The sequence below is a fragment of the Ensifer sp. ENS09 genome, assembly GCF_014852425.1.
Taxonomy (GTDB): domain Bacteria; phylum Pseudomonadota; class Alphaproteobacteria; order Rhizobiales; family Rhizobiaceae; genus Ensifer.
In genome coordinates this window covers 184,308-199,311 of the sequence record NZ_JACVBP010000003.1, presented here as the reverse complement: position 1 = coordinate 199,311, position 15,004 = coordinate 184,308, and the positions used below count along the sequence as shown (strand labels likewise).

Annotated in this window: 14 protein-coding genes; 7 read left to right on the top strand and 7 right to left on the bottom strand. The window is 63.7% G+C overall.

Translation table 11 applies throughout. The annotated features are described in order from the left end of the window. Positions 1-54 precede the first annotated feature (54 nt). The 5 genes from IB267_RS15910 to IB267_RS15890 all read left to right on the top strand — a co-directional run bounded on the left by IB267_RS15910 (position 55) and on the right by IB267_RS15890 (position 5,865). Complete coding sequence (locus IB267_RS15910; protein WP_043611966.1) at positions 55-1,035, top strand: ABC transporter substrate-binding protein; 981 nt, start codon at positions 55-57, stop codon at positions 1,033-1,035. 148 nt (positions 1,036-1,183) lie between these two features. Further along, positions 1,184-2,686, top strand: a complete 1,503-nt coding sequence (locus IB267_RS15905; protein ID WP_192448478.1) for a sugar ABC transporter ATP-binding protein — start codon at positions 1,184-1,186, stop codon at positions 2,684-2,686. Between the two features lies 1 nt (position 2,687). Continuing rightward, positions 2,688-3,698, top strand: coding sequence for an ABC transporter permease (locus tag IB267_RS15900; protein WP_192448477.1), 1,011 nt, complete (start codon positions 2,688-2,690; stop codon positions 3,696-3,698). An 11-nt stretch (positions 3,699-3,709) separates the two neighbouring features. After that, positions 3,710-4,693 carry an ABC transporter permease gene (locus IB267_RS15895; protein ID WP_192448476.1) on the top strand — a complete coding sequence of 328 codons (984 nt, stop codon included), beginning with the start codon at positions 3,710-3,712 and terminating at the stop codon, positions 4,691-4,693. A gap of 521 nt (positions 4,694-5,214) precedes the next feature. Continuing rightward, positions 5,215-5,865, top strand: coding sequence for a glutathione S-transferase family protein (locus tag IB267_RS15890; RefSeq protein WP_192448475.1), 651 nt, complete (start codon positions 5,215-5,217; stop codon positions 5,863-5,865). A 28-nt stretch (positions 5,866-5,893) separates the two neighbouring features. On the opposite strand, the gene IB267_RS15885 is transcribed toward IB267_RS15890, so the two are convergent. From IB267_RS15885 to IB267_RS15865, 5 genes are all read right to left on the bottom strand, one after another. Next, positions 5,894-9,046, bottom strand: coding sequence for an efflux RND transporter permease subunit (locus IB267_RS15885; RefSeq protein WP_192448474.1), 3,153 nt, complete (start codon positions 9,044-9,046; stop codon positions 5,894-5,896). A 29-nt stretch (positions 9,047-9,075) separates the two neighbouring features. Further along, a complete protein-coding gene (locus IB267_RS15880) occupies positions 9,076-10,254 on the bottom strand; it encodes an efflux RND transporter periplasmic adaptor subunit (protein WP_192448473.1) in 1,179 nt (392 codons plus the stop codon). A gap of 187 nt (positions 10,255-10,441) precedes the next feature. Beyond that, positions 10,442-10,915 carry an SRPBCC family protein gene (locus IB267_RS15875; protein WP_192448472.1) on the bottom strand — a complete coding sequence of 158 codons (474 nt, stop codon included), beginning with the start codon at positions 10,913-10,915 and terminating at the stop codon, positions 10,442-10,444. Then, complete coding sequence (locus IB267_RS15870) at positions 10,908-11,414, bottom strand: SgcJ/EcaC family oxidoreductase (RefSeq protein WP_192448471.1); 507 nt, start codon at positions 11,412-11,414, stop codon at positions 10,908-10,910. Before IB267_RS15870 ends, IB267_RS15875 begins: the two co-directional genes overlap by 8 nt. Positions 11,415-11,422: 8 nt before the next feature. Continuing rightward, positions 11,423-11,671 (bottom strand): hypothetical protein, encoded by a 249-nt coding sequence (locus tag IB267_RS15865; protein ID WP_192448470.1) that lies wholly within the window; start codon positions 11,669-11,671, stop codon positions 11,423-11,425. A gap of 95 nt (positions 11,672-11,766) precedes the next feature. Here IB267_RS15865 and IB267_RS15860 point away from each other — a divergent pair, with 95 nt between their 5' ends. Together IB267_RS15860 and IB267_RS15855 are read left to right on the top strand one after the other, a co-directional pair. Continuing rightward, positions 11,767-12,705 (top strand): LysR family transcriptional regulator, encoded by a 939-nt coding sequence (locus IB267_RS15860; protein ID WP_192448469.1) that lies wholly within the window; start codon positions 11,767-11,769, stop codon positions 12,703-12,705. Between the two features lie 224 nt (positions 12,706-12,929). Then, the gene (locus tag IB267_RS15855) at positions 12,930-14,369 is read left to right on the top strand and encodes an NAD-dependent succinate-semialdehyde dehydrogenase (protein WP_192448468.1); all 1,440 of its coding nucleotides are present in this window, start codon (positions 12,930-12,932) and stop codon (positions 14,367-14,369) included. Positions 14,370-14,455: 86 nt separating this feature from the next. Here the strand turns inward: IB267_RS15855 and IB267_RS15850 are convergent, their stop codons facing one another. Both IB267_RS15850 and IB267_RS15845 read right to left on the bottom strand, forming a co-directional pair. Beyond that, positions 14,456-14,749, bottom strand: coding sequence for a type II toxin-antitoxin system RelE/ParE family toxin (locus IB267_RS15850; RefSeq protein WP_192448467.1), 294 nt, complete (start codon positions 14,747-14,749; stop codon positions 14,456-14,458). Further along, positions 14,749-15,003: a type II toxin-antitoxin system ParD family antitoxin gene (locus IB267_RS15845; RefSeq protein ID WP_192448466.1), complete on the bottom strand. Its 255-nt coding sequence runs from the start codon at positions 15,001-15,003 to the stop codon at positions 14,749-14,751. The genes IB267_RS15850 and IB267_RS15845 overlap by 1 nt, the downstream gene beginning before the upstream one ends. Between the last annotated feature and the right edge of the window lies 1 nt (position 15,004).

Sequence of the window (15,004 nt, the reverse complement as noted above, 5' to 3'; positions counted from 1 at the left end):
AAACGCTCACGTCCGGTAGAGGAGCACCGGCCAATCTGGGAGGAGAACCCGATTATGACCATGATTTCCCGTCGCACCTTCATGCTTGCGGCAACGGCCGTCGGCGCGCTCGCCCTTGCGGGTGTCGCGATCGCCGAAGTGCCGAAGCTTGAGCAGAAGGACAAATACAAGGTCGGCTTCGCGCAGACCGAATCAAACAATCCCTGGCGCATCGCCCAGACGAACAGCATGAAGGCCGAAGCTGAAAAGCTCGGCTTTCAACTCGTCTATACGGATGCTGCCGGCTCCGCCGCCAAGCAGGTTGCCGACGTCAATTCGATGATCGCTCAAGGCGTCGACGTGATCTTTCTCGCACCGCGCGAAGAAAAGCCGCTGATCCCCGCAGTCATGGCCGCGAAGAAGGCCGGCATTCCGGTGATCCTGCTTGACCGTTCGGTCGATCCGTCACTGGCCAAGGCCGGCGAAGACTATCTGACCTTCATCGGCTCGAATTTCGTCGAAGAGGGCAAGCGCGTTGCCGAGTGGCTGGCAAAGAACGCCAACGGCAAGTCGAAGATCATCGAGCTTGAAGGCACGACCGGGTCGTCGCCGGCCAACGATCGCAAGAAGGGTTTTGACGAGGCGATCAAGGCGGCCGGCGGTTTCGAGATCGTCGCTTCGCAGACCGGCGATTTCGCTCGTGACAAGGGCCGTCAGGTGGCAGAAGCCCTGCTCCAGGCCCATCCGGATGCCGACGTGATCTACGCCCACAACGACGAGATGGCGATCGGCGCGATCGCCGCACTCGAAGCGGCCGGCAAGGTGCCGGGCAAGGACGTGCTGGTGCTGTCGATCGATGGTGGCAAGGAAGCCGTGCAGGCGGTCGTCGACGGCAAGATCGCAGCAGTCGTCGAGTGCAATCCACGCTTCGGGCCGAAGGCCTTCGAGACGATGATGCGCTACGCCAAGGGCGAGAAAATCGATGCGATGATCATCAACGACGACAAGTTCTACGACGCCTCCAACGCGGCTGCAGAACTCGCCAACGCCTATTGATCCAATCTCCCGAGCCTCCGCGGCCGGGACGGCGCAACCGTCTCGGCCGTCTTTTTGACGGTAGCATGACCTTCGGCCCGTTCAAGTGTAGGCTGATGACGCCCACCCCCATATGGGGCGGCGGATGGCGAAGATAGGGAGGAGACCCATGCTTCTGTCCATGCAGGGCATTTCCAAAGCGTTTGCCGGCGTGCCGGCCCTGAAATCCGCCTCGCTCGAGGTCGAGCCGGCGGAGGTCATGGCGCTTGTCGGCCAGAACGGCGCCGGCAAATCGACGCTCATCAAGATCCTGACCGGCGTCTACAGGCGAGACGAAGGCAGCATCGCCTTCGACGATCGGGACGTCGATTTCTCAATGCCGGCCGAGGCGCAGGCCGCCGGGATCGCGACGATCTACCAGGAAATCAATCTCGCCCCGCAGCGCTCGGTGGCGGAAAACATCTATCTCTCCCGCGAGCCGAAACGTTTCGGCATGATCGACCATTCCGCCATGCGGCGCGGTGCCGAAGCGGTGCTCAGAACCTTTAACCTGACGATCGACGTCGACCGTCCCGTTGCGCATTTCGATGCGGCGACGCGGCAGATGGTGGCGATCGCCCGCGCGGTGACGCAGAGCGCCCGCCTCGTCATCATGGACGAACCGACCTCCTCGCTCGACGAGCGCGAGGTCGCGATCCTGTTCGAAACGATCCGTACGCTGAAACGCTCCGGCGTCGCCGTCATCTTCATCGGCCACCGGCTCGACGAACTCTACGAGATCTGCGACCGCGTGACGATCATGCGCGACGGCCAGACGGTTGCCAAAAGCCCGATGGCGGATATGCCGAAAATGGCGCTGGTGCGCCATATGCTCGGCAAGGAACTTGCCGCCTTTCAGGCCATGGCACCCGAGAAGGACGCGCCAGCGCGGCCCGTTCGCCTCGAGCTGGACAAGGCCGGCGCGGGCGTGCGGGTGCGCGACGTCAGCCTTGCCGTGCGGGAGGGCGAAATCTCCGGCCTTGCCGGCCTGCTCGGCTCCGGCCGCACCGAGACGGCGCGCCTGATCTTCGGCGCCGACAGGATGGAACGCGGCACGATCCGCATGCAGGGACAGGACCGCAGCTACCGCGAGCCGGCCGACGCGATCGCGGACGGCATCGGCCTCGTGTCCGAAGACCGAAAGATCGACGGCATCGTGCCCGACATGAGCATCCGCGAGAACATGACGCTCGCCTTGCTGCCGAAGCTGAAAAAGGCCGGCATCGTCGACCGCGCACGCCAAGATGAGATCGTCAGCCGCTACATCCGCGCGCTTGGCGTCAAATGCGCCTCCCCGGATCAGCCGATCAAGGAGCTTTCCGGCGGCAACCAGCAGAAGGTGCTGCTCGCCCGATGGCTTGCCACAGACCCGCGGGTGCTGATCGTCGACGAGCCGACGCGCGGCATCGACATCGGCGCCAAATCGGAAATCCTCAAACTCCTTCGCAGTCTCGCCGACGAGGGCTTGAGCGTGCTGATGATCTCGTCGGAACTCGAAGAACTGCTTGCCGCCGCCGACCGCGTGACGGTCTTGAGCGACGGTACTTCCGTCGCGACCCTGTCGCGCAAGGATTTGAGCGAGACTGCGCTGCTTGCCGCCATGGCCCACCAGGAAGCCCAGCAGGAAGAATGACATGACGACGATCGAGACCCCCGCCCCGCAGCCGTCGGGAACGCTTTCGTCCGGCAACAGGCTTTTGACGCTCGCCAGCCGTTACGGCACCTTCGTCGCCTTCCTCGCGCTGATCCTGTTCAACGTAGCTGTCACGCCGAATTTCCTGTCCTTGCAGACGCTGAACGTGAACCTCACCCAGGTCGCGACAATCGTCATCGTCGCGACCGGCATGACGCTCGTGATTGCCACCGGCGGCATCGATCTTTCGGTGGGGTCGCTAATGGCAATCGCCGGTGCGCTGGCGCCGATGATCTTCATGGGGCAGTTCTGGCCGGTGGACAACATGGCGCTCGCGGTCACGCTGGCCTTTCTCCTGCCGGTCGCCGTCGCGGCCCTGTTCGGTCTCTTCAACGGGTTCCTCGTCACCCGCTTTTCGATCCAGCCGATCATCGCGACACTGGTGCTTTTCATCGCCGGGCGCGGCATCGCCCAGGTGATGACCAACGGCAATCTGCAGGTCTTCAAGAACGAGGGTTTCCAGTTCATCGCACTCGGCCGCATCGCGGGCATTCCGGCCCAGGTGGTGCTGATGATGATCATCGTCGCCGCGGCGTTCGCGATGATCCGCTACACCGTCATCGGCCGGCAGATCATCGCCGTCGGCGGTAACGAAAAGGCAGCCCGCCTGACCGGCATCCCGGTGAAACGGGTCAAGCTCTTCGTCTACATGATAAGCGGCGCGCTTGCCGGGATCGCCGGTCTCATCGTCGTTGCCCGAAACTCCGCAAGCGACGCAAACCTCGTCGGCCTCGGCATGGAGCTCGATGCGATCGCCGCGGTTGCCGTCGGCGGCACGCTCCTGTCAGGCGGGCGGGCCAACATCGTCGGCACGGTACTCGGCGCCCTCGTGATCCAGCTGGTGCGTTACACGCTGCTTGCCAATGGCGTGCCGGATGCGGCGGCGCTCATCGTCAAGGCCGGGCTGATCGTCACCGCGGTCTTCATCCAGCAGCGCGCCAGCAAACATTAGAGGCAACCCCGATGCAACCGATCCTCCGCCTCTTCCTGGTCAAGAACTCCGGCGACCTTGCCCGTCTCGGCGTCATCCTGGCGCTGGCCGGCCTCATCCTTTTCGGGGCACTGCGCTACGACAACTTCCTGTCGCCCTACAACATCCTGAGCTTCCTGCGTTACAACTCGATGTTCGCGCTGATCGCGCTCGGCATGGCCTTCGTCATCATAACCGGCGGCATCGACCTGTCCGTCGGCGGCACGGCGGCGATGGCAAGTGTCGTGGCGGCTCTGTTCTCCCCCTATCATTGGGCGGCCGGGCTCTTTGGCGGCATGGCGGCCGGCCTTGCCGTCGGCGCGCTCAACGGCTTCATCATCACGAAGATGCGCATCCAGCCCTTCATCGCCACGCTCGCGACGATGCTCGCAGCCTACGGCACCGGCCTTTTGCTGGCCGACAACCAGTCTGTCTCCGTCTCCTATGACACCGGTTTCACGGTGATTGGGCAGGACGATTTCCTGGGCTTCCCGATTCCCGCCTGGATCGCGTTTGCGGCCTATGTGCTCGGCTGGCTCGTGCTGCAAAAACTCCCCGTCGGACGGCATATCCTGGCGATCGGTGACGGCGAGGCGACGGCCGGACTGATGGGCCTGAAGGTCGAGCGGGCGCTTGCCGGCGTCTATCTCGCCTCGGGCACGCTTGCCGGGCTTGCCGGCGTCATCCTCGCCTCGCAGTTCGGCGCCGGCCAGCCGACCGAGGGCGTCGGCTGGGAACTTTTCGCCATCGCCTCCGTCGTCGTCGGCGGTACGCTATTGACCGGCGGCTCCGGCTCGGTCGGCGCGACGCTTGCCGGCGCGCTGCTTCTTGCCATGGTCTTCAACATCCTGAACTTCGAAAACGGCCTCGGCTGGATCTCGCTTTCGGCCTATTGGCAGTCCGTCATCCGCGGTGCCTTCCTGCTTGTCGTCGTCGTGCTTCAGGCAAAGCTGATGGCACGGCATCGCAGCACTTAAACTGAACGTCGCGAACGGGGCGCGAACATCCACAGGACGAAACGGGGAAACCTACCCCTGGATTAGCCCTCGTGGAGCAGGAACAAGGCGTGACCGTAACGGCCGTATACGCGCACCAATCGGCCTGCGTATCGCAGCGATTGGCAAACAGTAAAAAAGGCCGGAGCGCACTGGCCCCGGCCTTCTTTTCTTTTTCGCTCTCAAGGCTTCTGCCAGTACATCCATGGTCAAAAGGCGAAAGCGATACGTCATTGCCAGCATCAAATTGAAATGCGCTCGACAATTACGTTTATGAAATATTTATACTTCTCCGCGATCGCCGAAACAAGCTGTCCATTCGGGCTAATCTCAACGAGGCGTACGCCTTCTTGCGGTGAAACACGTGTTTCGCAACCGCAGAGGAGATCCCTTATCTGCCACTGCCGCCGTGAATTCCGCCTTCCATCGTTGAAAGGCGGCAGCGCATGTCGGCATCCCCGTTGGCCAATCGTCTTCAAGACAGGCAAATTGTGGAGGACAAGATGACGATCACCATTACCGCCTTTGAAAAATCACCGGATCGCGGCCGAGGTCTCGCGCGCGACATGCGCGTTCGCTGGGCGCTCGAAGAAGCGGGGCAGCCCTATGAGGTTCGCCTTGTTACCTTCAAGACCATGAAGGAGCCGGCCCACATCGCGCTTCAGCCTTTCGGGCAAATCCCCACCTATCAGGAAGGCGACCTTTCCCTGTTCGAGACCGGTGCCATCGTGTTCCATGTCGCAGAGCGCCATATCGGCCTGCTTCCGAATGACGCCGATGCCCGCGCGCGCGCAATCACCTGGATGTTCGCCGCGCTCAACACCGTGGAGCCGCCGATCCTCGAGCGGGAAGCGACCACCTACGTGGAGCGCGACAAGGACTGGTATCAGGAGCGCCTGCTGATGCTCGAAGATCGCATCCGCGTCCGACTGGCCCAATTGTCGCGGCGGCTTGCCGAGGCCGACTGGCTCGACGGCGCCTTCAGTGCCGGCGACCTGCTGATGGTGACGGTGCTCCGCAGGTTGGAAAGTTCAGGCTTGCTGGACGAGTATCCCAACCTTTCCGCCTACGTCACGCGCGGCAAGGCGCGGCCGGCCTACAAGCGCGCCTTCGATGCGCAGCTTGCGGTCTTCACATCCGCCTCATCCGCCTGACAGGCGCATCACCGCAGAAAGGGTAGCCCTAGCTTTGCCTCGGCTGATCGTCGACCGCAGTCGGCCGTTCGCCCCTGGCGATCTGCAGCCCGTGGCGAAACAGGCGGGAAACGACCCGCATGAAATCGTCCATGTAGAGATAGATGACCGGTGTCACGAAGAGGGTCACCAGCTGTGACACCAACAGGCCGCCGACGACGGCGACGCCGAGCGGCTGGCGCAGTTCCGCGCTGGCGCCGCTGCCGATCGCAATCGGCAGCGTGCTCATGATGGCGGCAAAAGACGTCATCATGATCGGGCGAAAGCGCATCACGCAGGCTTTGTGGATGGCGTCAGCTGCCGGCGAACCGGCGCGCTGCAGCGTCAGCGCGACGTCGATCATCATGATGGCGTTCTTCTTGACGATGCCGATCAGCATCAGCACACCGACGATGGCGATGATCGAAAGGTCGAAGCCGCCAAAATAGATCGCAAGCAGCGCCCCGGATATGGCTGACGGCAAACCCGAAAGCACGGTCAGCGGATGGATGAGGCTTTCATAGAGAATGCCGAGCACGAGGTAGATGGTGACGATCGCCGCCAACACCAGAAGACCCTGGTTGGCGGCAGCATCTTTAAACAGCCGGGTGGTGCCGTAATTCCGGGTCGTCACCTCGGACGGCATGCCGATTTCTGCCTTGAGCCGATCGACCTCCGCAAGGGCGTCACCGAGGGCGACCTTGGCCGGCAGGTTGAAGGAAAGAGTGACCGCTGGCAGCTGGCCCAGCTGGTTGATGGTGAGTGGCCCGGACACGGTCTCGACACGGGCGAAGGCCCCGAGCGGAACAAGGCCGCCATTGGCACCACCGAGACGCAGTTCGTCGAACTTGTCGGCCGACCATTGCATCGAGGGATCGAGCTCGAGGATCACCTCGTAGCTGTCGCCCGCCGTATAGATCGTCGAGATCTGCTCGGTACCGAAACTGCCATAGAGCGTGGTGCGCAGCTCGCTCGCGTCGACTCCCAGCGTTGCCGCCTTGTCGAGGTCGACCACCAGGCGCGTTTGTGGCGCGTTGATCTGGAGGTCGCTGTTGACGTCGGTGAAGAAGGCCCGATCCGCGCTCATGGCGTCATGGAGCTTCTGTGCCCATTCGTTCATCAGCGGCTGATCAAGGCTCTGGAGCACCAGCTGGTACTGGCTGGCCGACGCGCGCGATCCGACCGAGAGGTTCTGGACCGGCGACATGAAGGCCTGGATGCCGGGGATCGCCGCCAGCTTGCGGCGCAGATCCGCAAGCACGGTTTCAAGTGGCGGACGCTCGCTCTTCGGCTTCAGCTCGACGAAAAGCCGGCCTGAGTTGAGCGCGCTCGACGCTCCACCCGAGCCGATCGTGCTTGCGACATGGGCCACGTAGGGCGAACTGGCAAAGACCGCCTCCACATTGGACTGGAGCTTCGACATGGCGGCGAAGGAAATGTCCTGGCGCGCCTGGGTCGTGACCTGCAACTGGCCGATGTCTTCCTGCGGGAAGAACCCCTTCGGGATCGTCGCGATCTGGTAGCCCGTGATCACGACGGTCAACAGGAAGAGCAGAAGCACCAGCGGGCGCGCGTTGATGCAAAGCGACAGCAGCCGCTCATAGGCGCGCAACAGCCGCTCGAAGCCTCGCTCGAAGGCGAGATCCAGCCGCCGCAGCCAGCGCGCCTTCTCTTCTCCGTCTCTCCTGGCCGGAAGCCGGGCCGCCAGCATCGGCGTGAGCGTGAGCGAAACGAAGGCCGAGGCGAGGATGGCAACGGTGACGACGATCGCAAATTCGTTGAGAATACGACCGATCACCCCGCCCATCAGTAGCACGGGAATGAACACTGCGACGAGCGACAAAGAGATCGCGATGATCGTAAAGCCGATCTCGCGCGAACCGATGAGCGCCGCCGAGAAGGCATCGATGCCGTCCTCCTCCATGTGCCGCACGATGTTTTCCAGCATGACGATGGCGTCGTCCACCACCAGCCCAACGGAGAGCGTGAGCGCCATCAGCGAGATGTTGTCGATCGAAAAGCCAAGCGGATACATCGCCGCGAAGGTGGCGATGATCGAGATCGGCACGGCAAGCGCCGGAATAAGCGTCGCCCAGAGGCGGCGAACGAAAGCGAAGATGACGAGGATCACCAGGCCGACGGTGAGGATCAGCGTGAACTGGACGTCGTGCACCGCCCCGCGGATCGACATGGACCGGTCGCTAAGCGTTTCGATCGCGGCAGCAGCCGGAAGCGACTGGCGGAGCGACGGCAGCAGGGCCTGCACCCGGTCGACGACCTCAACGGTATTTGCATCCGGCTGCCGCTGGATGGCCAGGATGATCGCCCGCGAACCGTCGTGCCAGCTTGCCGTCTGGTTGTTGGCAACGGAATCGATCACCGTCGCGACATCGCCGAGCCGCACGGGCTTGCCGTCGACGCTCTTGACGATGACATCCGCGAAACTGGCGGCATTCATGCGCTGCGTGTCGGCAACGATCGCCGCCTGGCGGTCGCTGGTCTGCGCGGTGCCGAGAGGCGAATTGTCGTTTGCCGCCGCAACCGCTGTCTTCAACTGGTCGACGGAAATGCCGCGCGCGGCAAGCGCATCAGGATGCATCTGAATGCGTACGGCATATTGCTGGCTGCCGAAGATGGACACTTCCGCCACCCCGTCGAGGACCGAAAGGGTCGGCGAAATCACCTGTTGTGCAATGGCGTCGAGGTCGGTGAGCGGCACGGTGCTGCTCTTCAGCGCCAGGAGCAGAACCGGCGCGTCCGCCGGATTGACCTTCCGGTAGCTTGGCGGCGCCGGCATGTCCTGGGGCAGCAGCCTGAGCGTCCGGGTGATGGCGGCCTGCACGTCGGCGGCGGCGGCATCGATGTTGCGCCCGAGCACGAACTCGATCGAAATCGAGGTCGAGCCGAGTGCATTCGTCGTCGAGATCGTGTCGATCCCGGCGATGGTGGCGAACTGCTTGATCAGCGGGATGGCGACCGACGTCGACATGGTCTCAGGCGAGGCGCCGGGCAACGAGGCAGAAACGTTGATAACAGGGAAATCCGTTCGCGGGAGCGCGGCGATCGGCAGGACCAGATAACTGAAAACGCCGGCTAGGATGAGCGCGACCGACAGCAAGACCGTGGCGATCGGCCGACGGATACTGAACTCGGACAGCGGCATTTCACGCACTCCCGAATGATGGACAAAACCTAATCCGTCGCGGCCTGACCGGCCGCGTTGGCAGCGACAACGGCATCTCCCGGCTTCAGCCGCGCCTGCCCTTCGACGACGACCCGGTCACCGGCGGCAAGGCCCGTGCCGATCGCAGCCTCCTTGCCGTCGTCAGCCAGAACGGACACGCCGCGGGTTTCGACCGTGTTGTCGTCCTTCACCTGAAAGACGAACGGGCCATCCTGTCCCGGCTGGACCGCAACGCTCGGGACAACAGGCGCCTGATGCAGTTGTGCCTGGTCGATGTCGACATCCACGAACTGGCCCGGCCAGAGCTTCTGCGCGGCATTGGGGAAGGTCGCGCGCATGGCGATGGTGCCGGAGGAGGTATCGACGGCGGAATCGATGAAATCGAGCATGCCTTCGCCGATGACCGTTTGCGTGCCGCTAGACCGCGCGCGAACCGGCGGGGGCGTGCCGCGATCAATCAGATCCTTGAACGTCTGCAGACGCTCTTCCGGCAGGCGGAACGTAACGTCGATCGGGTCGATCGCCGTAATCGTCACGAGATTGTTCGATGTCGCGCCCGATTGGCCGACAAGATCGCCAAGCGCGACCTGAACGGCGCCCAGGCGTCCACCGATCGGCGCGGTGATCTCGGTCAGGCTCAGCGCGACCTGATCGGCATCGACGGTCGCGCGGTCAGCGTCCAGGTTCCCTTGCGCCGCCTGTTGCAGCGAGAGAGCGGTGTCATAGCTTTGCTGCGTGCCGGTCTTGTCGTCGCGCAAGGTCTTGGCGCGCTCGAGTTCCGTGTTGGCGTCCGCAAGCTGTGCGGCATCCTTGGCGACGATCGCCTGGTCGCGGGCGAGCCCGGCCTTTATCGTACGGTCGTCGAGCGTGAACAGCAGATCGCCCGCCTTGACCATCTGCCCGTCCTTGACGTGGATGGCCGTGATCTGGCTCGCAATGCGCGCGCCCACTTCGACGGTGTCGGGCGCCTGCACGTTGCCCAGGGCATGGACGACAACGGGGACGTCTTTGAGCGTCACCGTCGCCGTCTGCACGGATACGGCGCCGCCGCGCCTGGCGCTGGCGGCCGCATTGGCCGGCAGTTTCGCCTCGGTCGGCACGGGCTTGCGCGCCACCATGAACCCGATCGCGGCGATCGAGAGAAGAACGACGGCAATACGACACGTGAGACTTGATCGGCTGACCATCAGCGCGCCTCCGCAGACCTTGCTGTCGGCACGCGGCAACAGCTGGTGCCGACCATCGGAAGCTGGGCCCAAATGTGGCCGCTTCAATGGCGCAACACCCTGAAAAACAATTAAAAATTGTTCATCTTTGGATGCCTTTCACCTCGTCTGGCGACCAAGGCTTCAGCGGTGACGCTTGCTTCGTCCCTCAAGCGTCGAGCGGCGCGCGTTCGACCGCGGCGGCAAGCGCCTGAAACAATTCGCGAAACCCGACTTCGCGTTCGCCCGGCTCGTCGAGACGATCGAGGAAGGCGGCCTGCTCGGTGTAGTTGAGGCGTGTTCCCTCGCCTTCAGCGGCAAATTCGAGAGTGCCGAGAGACGCCGAAATCCGCCGTCCCGCAACGGTCATCGTGTAGGAAAAGACGATGCGCTCATTCGCAACGATCTCGAGATAGATCGTGTCGTTGCGCAAGACCGGGCCGTTTCCGAATCGGAACCGGCTGTGCTCGCGGCCGCCGACCTCGAAAGACGCGGTGAATTCTTCGACCGTCCACCCCTCGCCTTCGACGAACCAGCGTCGTTTTGTGGCAGCATCGGCAAAGGCATGGAAAACGGTCGCCGGGGTCGCGGCGTAGCTGCGGCGAATGACGAAGGTGGCGTGGCGGACGGATCTTTCATTCATGCGCTTGGGTCTCGCTGCTGGTTGCGTCATCCCCCGCCCGCTGCTGGGCGGCGATCTTTTCGCCCTGATGCGTGGTGTTCTGCGCGACGATGATCCTCCAGACGCCATCCTGGCGTCGAAGAATGTAAAGCGGCCGTCCCTCGTCCTCGCCCGCCCGGCGGTTGCCGTCGGCATTAACCGGAATTTGCCGCACGTTCACCGCGGCGACATCCGCATGCAGGAGGGTGATGCGCTCGACGTCGTAGAGCGCCTGAAAATCGCGAAACAGGCTCGGGAGTACGGCGGCGGTGAAGGCGTGGATTGCCGGCGCGCCGACGATCCTGCGTCCGAACGCGGTCGTCCATACGGCTTCCGGCGCCAGCAATGAGACGAAGCCGTCGACGTCCCGGAGCCATTGGGTCTCTTCGACCCGGGCAACAAGTGCGAGAACGGCACTGACATCGCGGGCATCGGGAGGCGACACGCCGCCGGCTTGCTCGATCGCAGGAATGGGTCGCATGCGCGGCATCACGGCGTACTCCCGAAGGTGCGGTTTCCGATCGCTAGGGCCTGGGCGACAGATCCGGAAACGTGGGTGCGAAATACCGGATCCGCGCCAGGCCCTCGCAGCAGGAAAGCCTCGTCCGGCGGCCGGCCGGCGATAGAGGCTTCATCGACGTTGCACGGGACGGAAGGAGTGTCGGAACGGACGGTGATGCAATCACAGTCGTGCGCCTCCTGCGTGCCGGAGGTGTGATTGACGATCGGCCGTTTCATTCCCTGCTCCCTTGCCCCGTGGGTGGAGCATTGCCCGATTTAGATGATCGATGTAATTGCTCGAATATCGATCAACTTGATCAGGAATGGCGATCATGCTGGATGCCCTGACACTCGACCAGTTGCGCGTCTTCGTGGCGGTCGTCGACCACGGCTCGTTCCGGGCGGCGGCGCGCGCGCTCGGGCGTGCCCAGTCCGGCCTCAGCAGCGCCATCCTCAACCTCGAAACAGAACTGCGCCTGCCGCTTTTTGACCGCTCCCAGCACCGCCCCGAGTTGACGAAGGTCGGTGCGACGCTGCTTGCAGAAGCCAGGACCTTGCTGATCAAGGCCGACGCGCTGCGGGCCAAGGCGAACGGTTTCCATCAGGGCATGGAATCGGCCCTACGCGTAGCGCTCGACCCGCTGCTTCCCCTGCCCGATATCGCCCGGGTGATCAGCGATTTTACCCCCGCCCATCCCGGCGTGCGGGTGGAACTCGTGACAGCGCCGATGACCATGGCGTTGAGCCTGGTGCTTGACGGCGACTGCGACCTTGGCCTGACGGCTGCGCAGGAAACGGACGCACATATCGCCAGCGAGGCGGTCGCCGCCTTTCCCGGCATGGTGCCGGTCTGCGCCGGCGGTCATCCCCTCGCAGCCCGCTGCGATGGATCCGCCGGACTGACGACGGTCGACCTTGCCGACCATCTGCAGATCGTCGTTGCCGATCCCGCAGCCGATACGCAGGCGGTGAGCTACGCGGTGTTTTCGCAGCAAACGCTGAGGGTCAGCGACCTTGCGACAAAACACGCGCTCATTCTTGCCGGGGCCGGGTGGGGTCATCTGCCCCTGTGGCTGATCGCGGCAGATCTTGGCGAAGGGCGGCTCTGCGAGGTGCCGCTGGCGGCCCGTAACGGTCTTCCCGGTCCGCTCCTCCCCTTCTACACGATCCGCCGGATCGATCGGGTCTGCGGCCCCGCAATGGAAAGCCTGTGCGGGCTCATGCTTGCGCACTTTCGCGGTCAGCGGCAAGCCACATCGGCGCTCCCCTGATCGGGACAGCAATACTCCGGCGAGAGCGAGAAGGCATCCAGGGGGTTGACGTCTGCGAGCGGAGCGTCTTCAGTTCGCCCCGAACAGGCTGCCGCCTTGCAACGGGGCAGCCGCGTCCCCATCTGCAGACCTCATGGCCGCCTGGCCGGGCGGCTTGTTCCCCATCGACCTGATCTTATCGCGTCGCGATCAAAGCGACGAACTTCATTCAGTAAAGGGTTCCCATGGCTCATTATCCAGACATTCTGCTTCATATCGACGGCGCATGGCGGCCGGCCCGATCCGGCAAGACCATCCCCGTCATCGACCCGGCCAGCGAGGAAGCGATCGGCCAGGTGGCCTGGGCCGAAGTGGAAGACCTGGATGAGGCGCTTGCGGCCGCCGAGAAGGGCTTCAAGACATGGCGGGCTACGTCCGCCTTCGACCGCGCCCAGGTGATGCGGTCGGCAGCCGCCCTGCTGCGCGAACGGGCCGGTGACATCGCCTGGCTGATGACCCGCGAGCAAGGCAAGCCGCTTGCCCAGTCGAAGGGCGAGATCCTTGGCGCCGCCGACATCATCGAGTGGTTCGCCGAGGAAGGAAAGCGCGCCTACGGCCAGATCATTCCGCCGCGCGCGCCGGACGTCACTCAGATGACGGTCAAGCTGCCGGTCGGTCCGGTTGCCGCCTTCACGCCCTGGAACTTCCCGATCAACCAGGTGGTGCGCAAGCTTTCGGCGGCGCTGACCACCGGCTGCTCGATCATCGTCAAGGCGCCTGAGGAAACACCGGCGTCGCCTGCCGAACTCATCCGCTGCTTCGTCGATGCCGGGCTTCCCGCAGGTGTCGTCAACCTCGTCTACGGCGTGCCGGCCGTCATCTCGGAATACCTGATCTCCCATCCGGTGATCCGCAAGATGTCGTTTACCGGCTCGACCCCGGTCGGCAAGATGCTGGCGGCCCTTGCAGGCCAGCACATGAAGCGTGCGACGATGGAACTTGGCGGGCATGCGCCCGTCATCGTCACCGATGACGCCGATGTCGAGCGCGCCGTCGCCATCATGTCCGCCAGCAAGTACCGCAATGCCGGCCAGGTCTGCGTGTCGCCGACCCGCTTCCTCGTGCAGGAACGCGTTGCCGATCAGTTCCTCGACGGCTTCGTCGCCGCCTCGAAAAAGATCAAGGTTGGCAACGGTCTCGAAGACGGTATCGACATGGGACCGCTTGCCAACGAGCGGCGCATCCCGGCGATCGAAAGCCTGGTCGCCGACGCCGTCGAACATGGCGCTCGTCTGGCAACCGGCGGTCATCGCATCGGCAACCGCGGCTACTTCTTCGAGCCGACGGTTCTCGCCGACGTGCCGCTTTCCGCCCGGATCATGAACGACGAGCCGTTCGGCCCGGTCTCGATCATCAATCGCTTCCATGATCTCGATGAGGCGATCAACGAGGCCAATCGCCTGCCCTTCGGTCTTGCCGCCTATGCCTTCACCGGATCGGAGCGCAGCGCCCACCGTCTGGCAAGCGAGGTCGAAAGCGGAATGATCTCGATCAACCATCTGGGCCTGGCGCTCCCCGAAGTCCCCTTCGGCGGCATCAAGGATTCCGGCTACGGCACAGAGGGCGGCTCGGAGGCGATCGAGGCCTATCTCGAAACACGCTTCGTCACGCGAAAGAGCGTCTGACGCCGCGGTCGGCGAAAGATCCACTCGCCCGAGAAAGCAACAAGGGACGGCGCTGACGCGCCGTCCCTTGTCCTATCATGCGTAGGCTACAACGCGTTGCTCATCCAGTCTTCATGCCCGTGACGGACGCGAACGACGAGGATGTCACCGTCCGCATCGATCCTGTAGACGACCAGATGCGCCTTGAACGGGTGGATGCGCATCGGCGGCGACAGTTCCGTGCGCTCGCGCGCCATGCGCGGGTTGGCCGCGATGAGGGCGAAGAGGTCGAAAAGCTCATCGTGATACCGCCTCGCCTGGGGCGAGCCAAAAAGGCGCACGCCATCCGCGGCGATTGCGATGATGTCTTCTTCTGCCGCGACGGAAAGCCGAAATGCCATTACTTGCGGTCGCGCGGCGCTTCAGCGCGCGCCAGCGCCGCAGAAAAGAGCGCGTCCTTGGAGCGCGATCCGACGCCGCTGTTAAGGCCGTCGCCGACAAAGCGCTGCATTGCCGCAACCTTGTCGTTGCGCTCCTGGTCCCTGCGGATGAGGTCGCGCACATAGTCGCTGGCATTGGCATAACGGCCCGTGCGTGCCTGCGCTTCCACCCAATCCTTCATCGGATCAGGCAAGGATACGTTCATCGTCGCCATG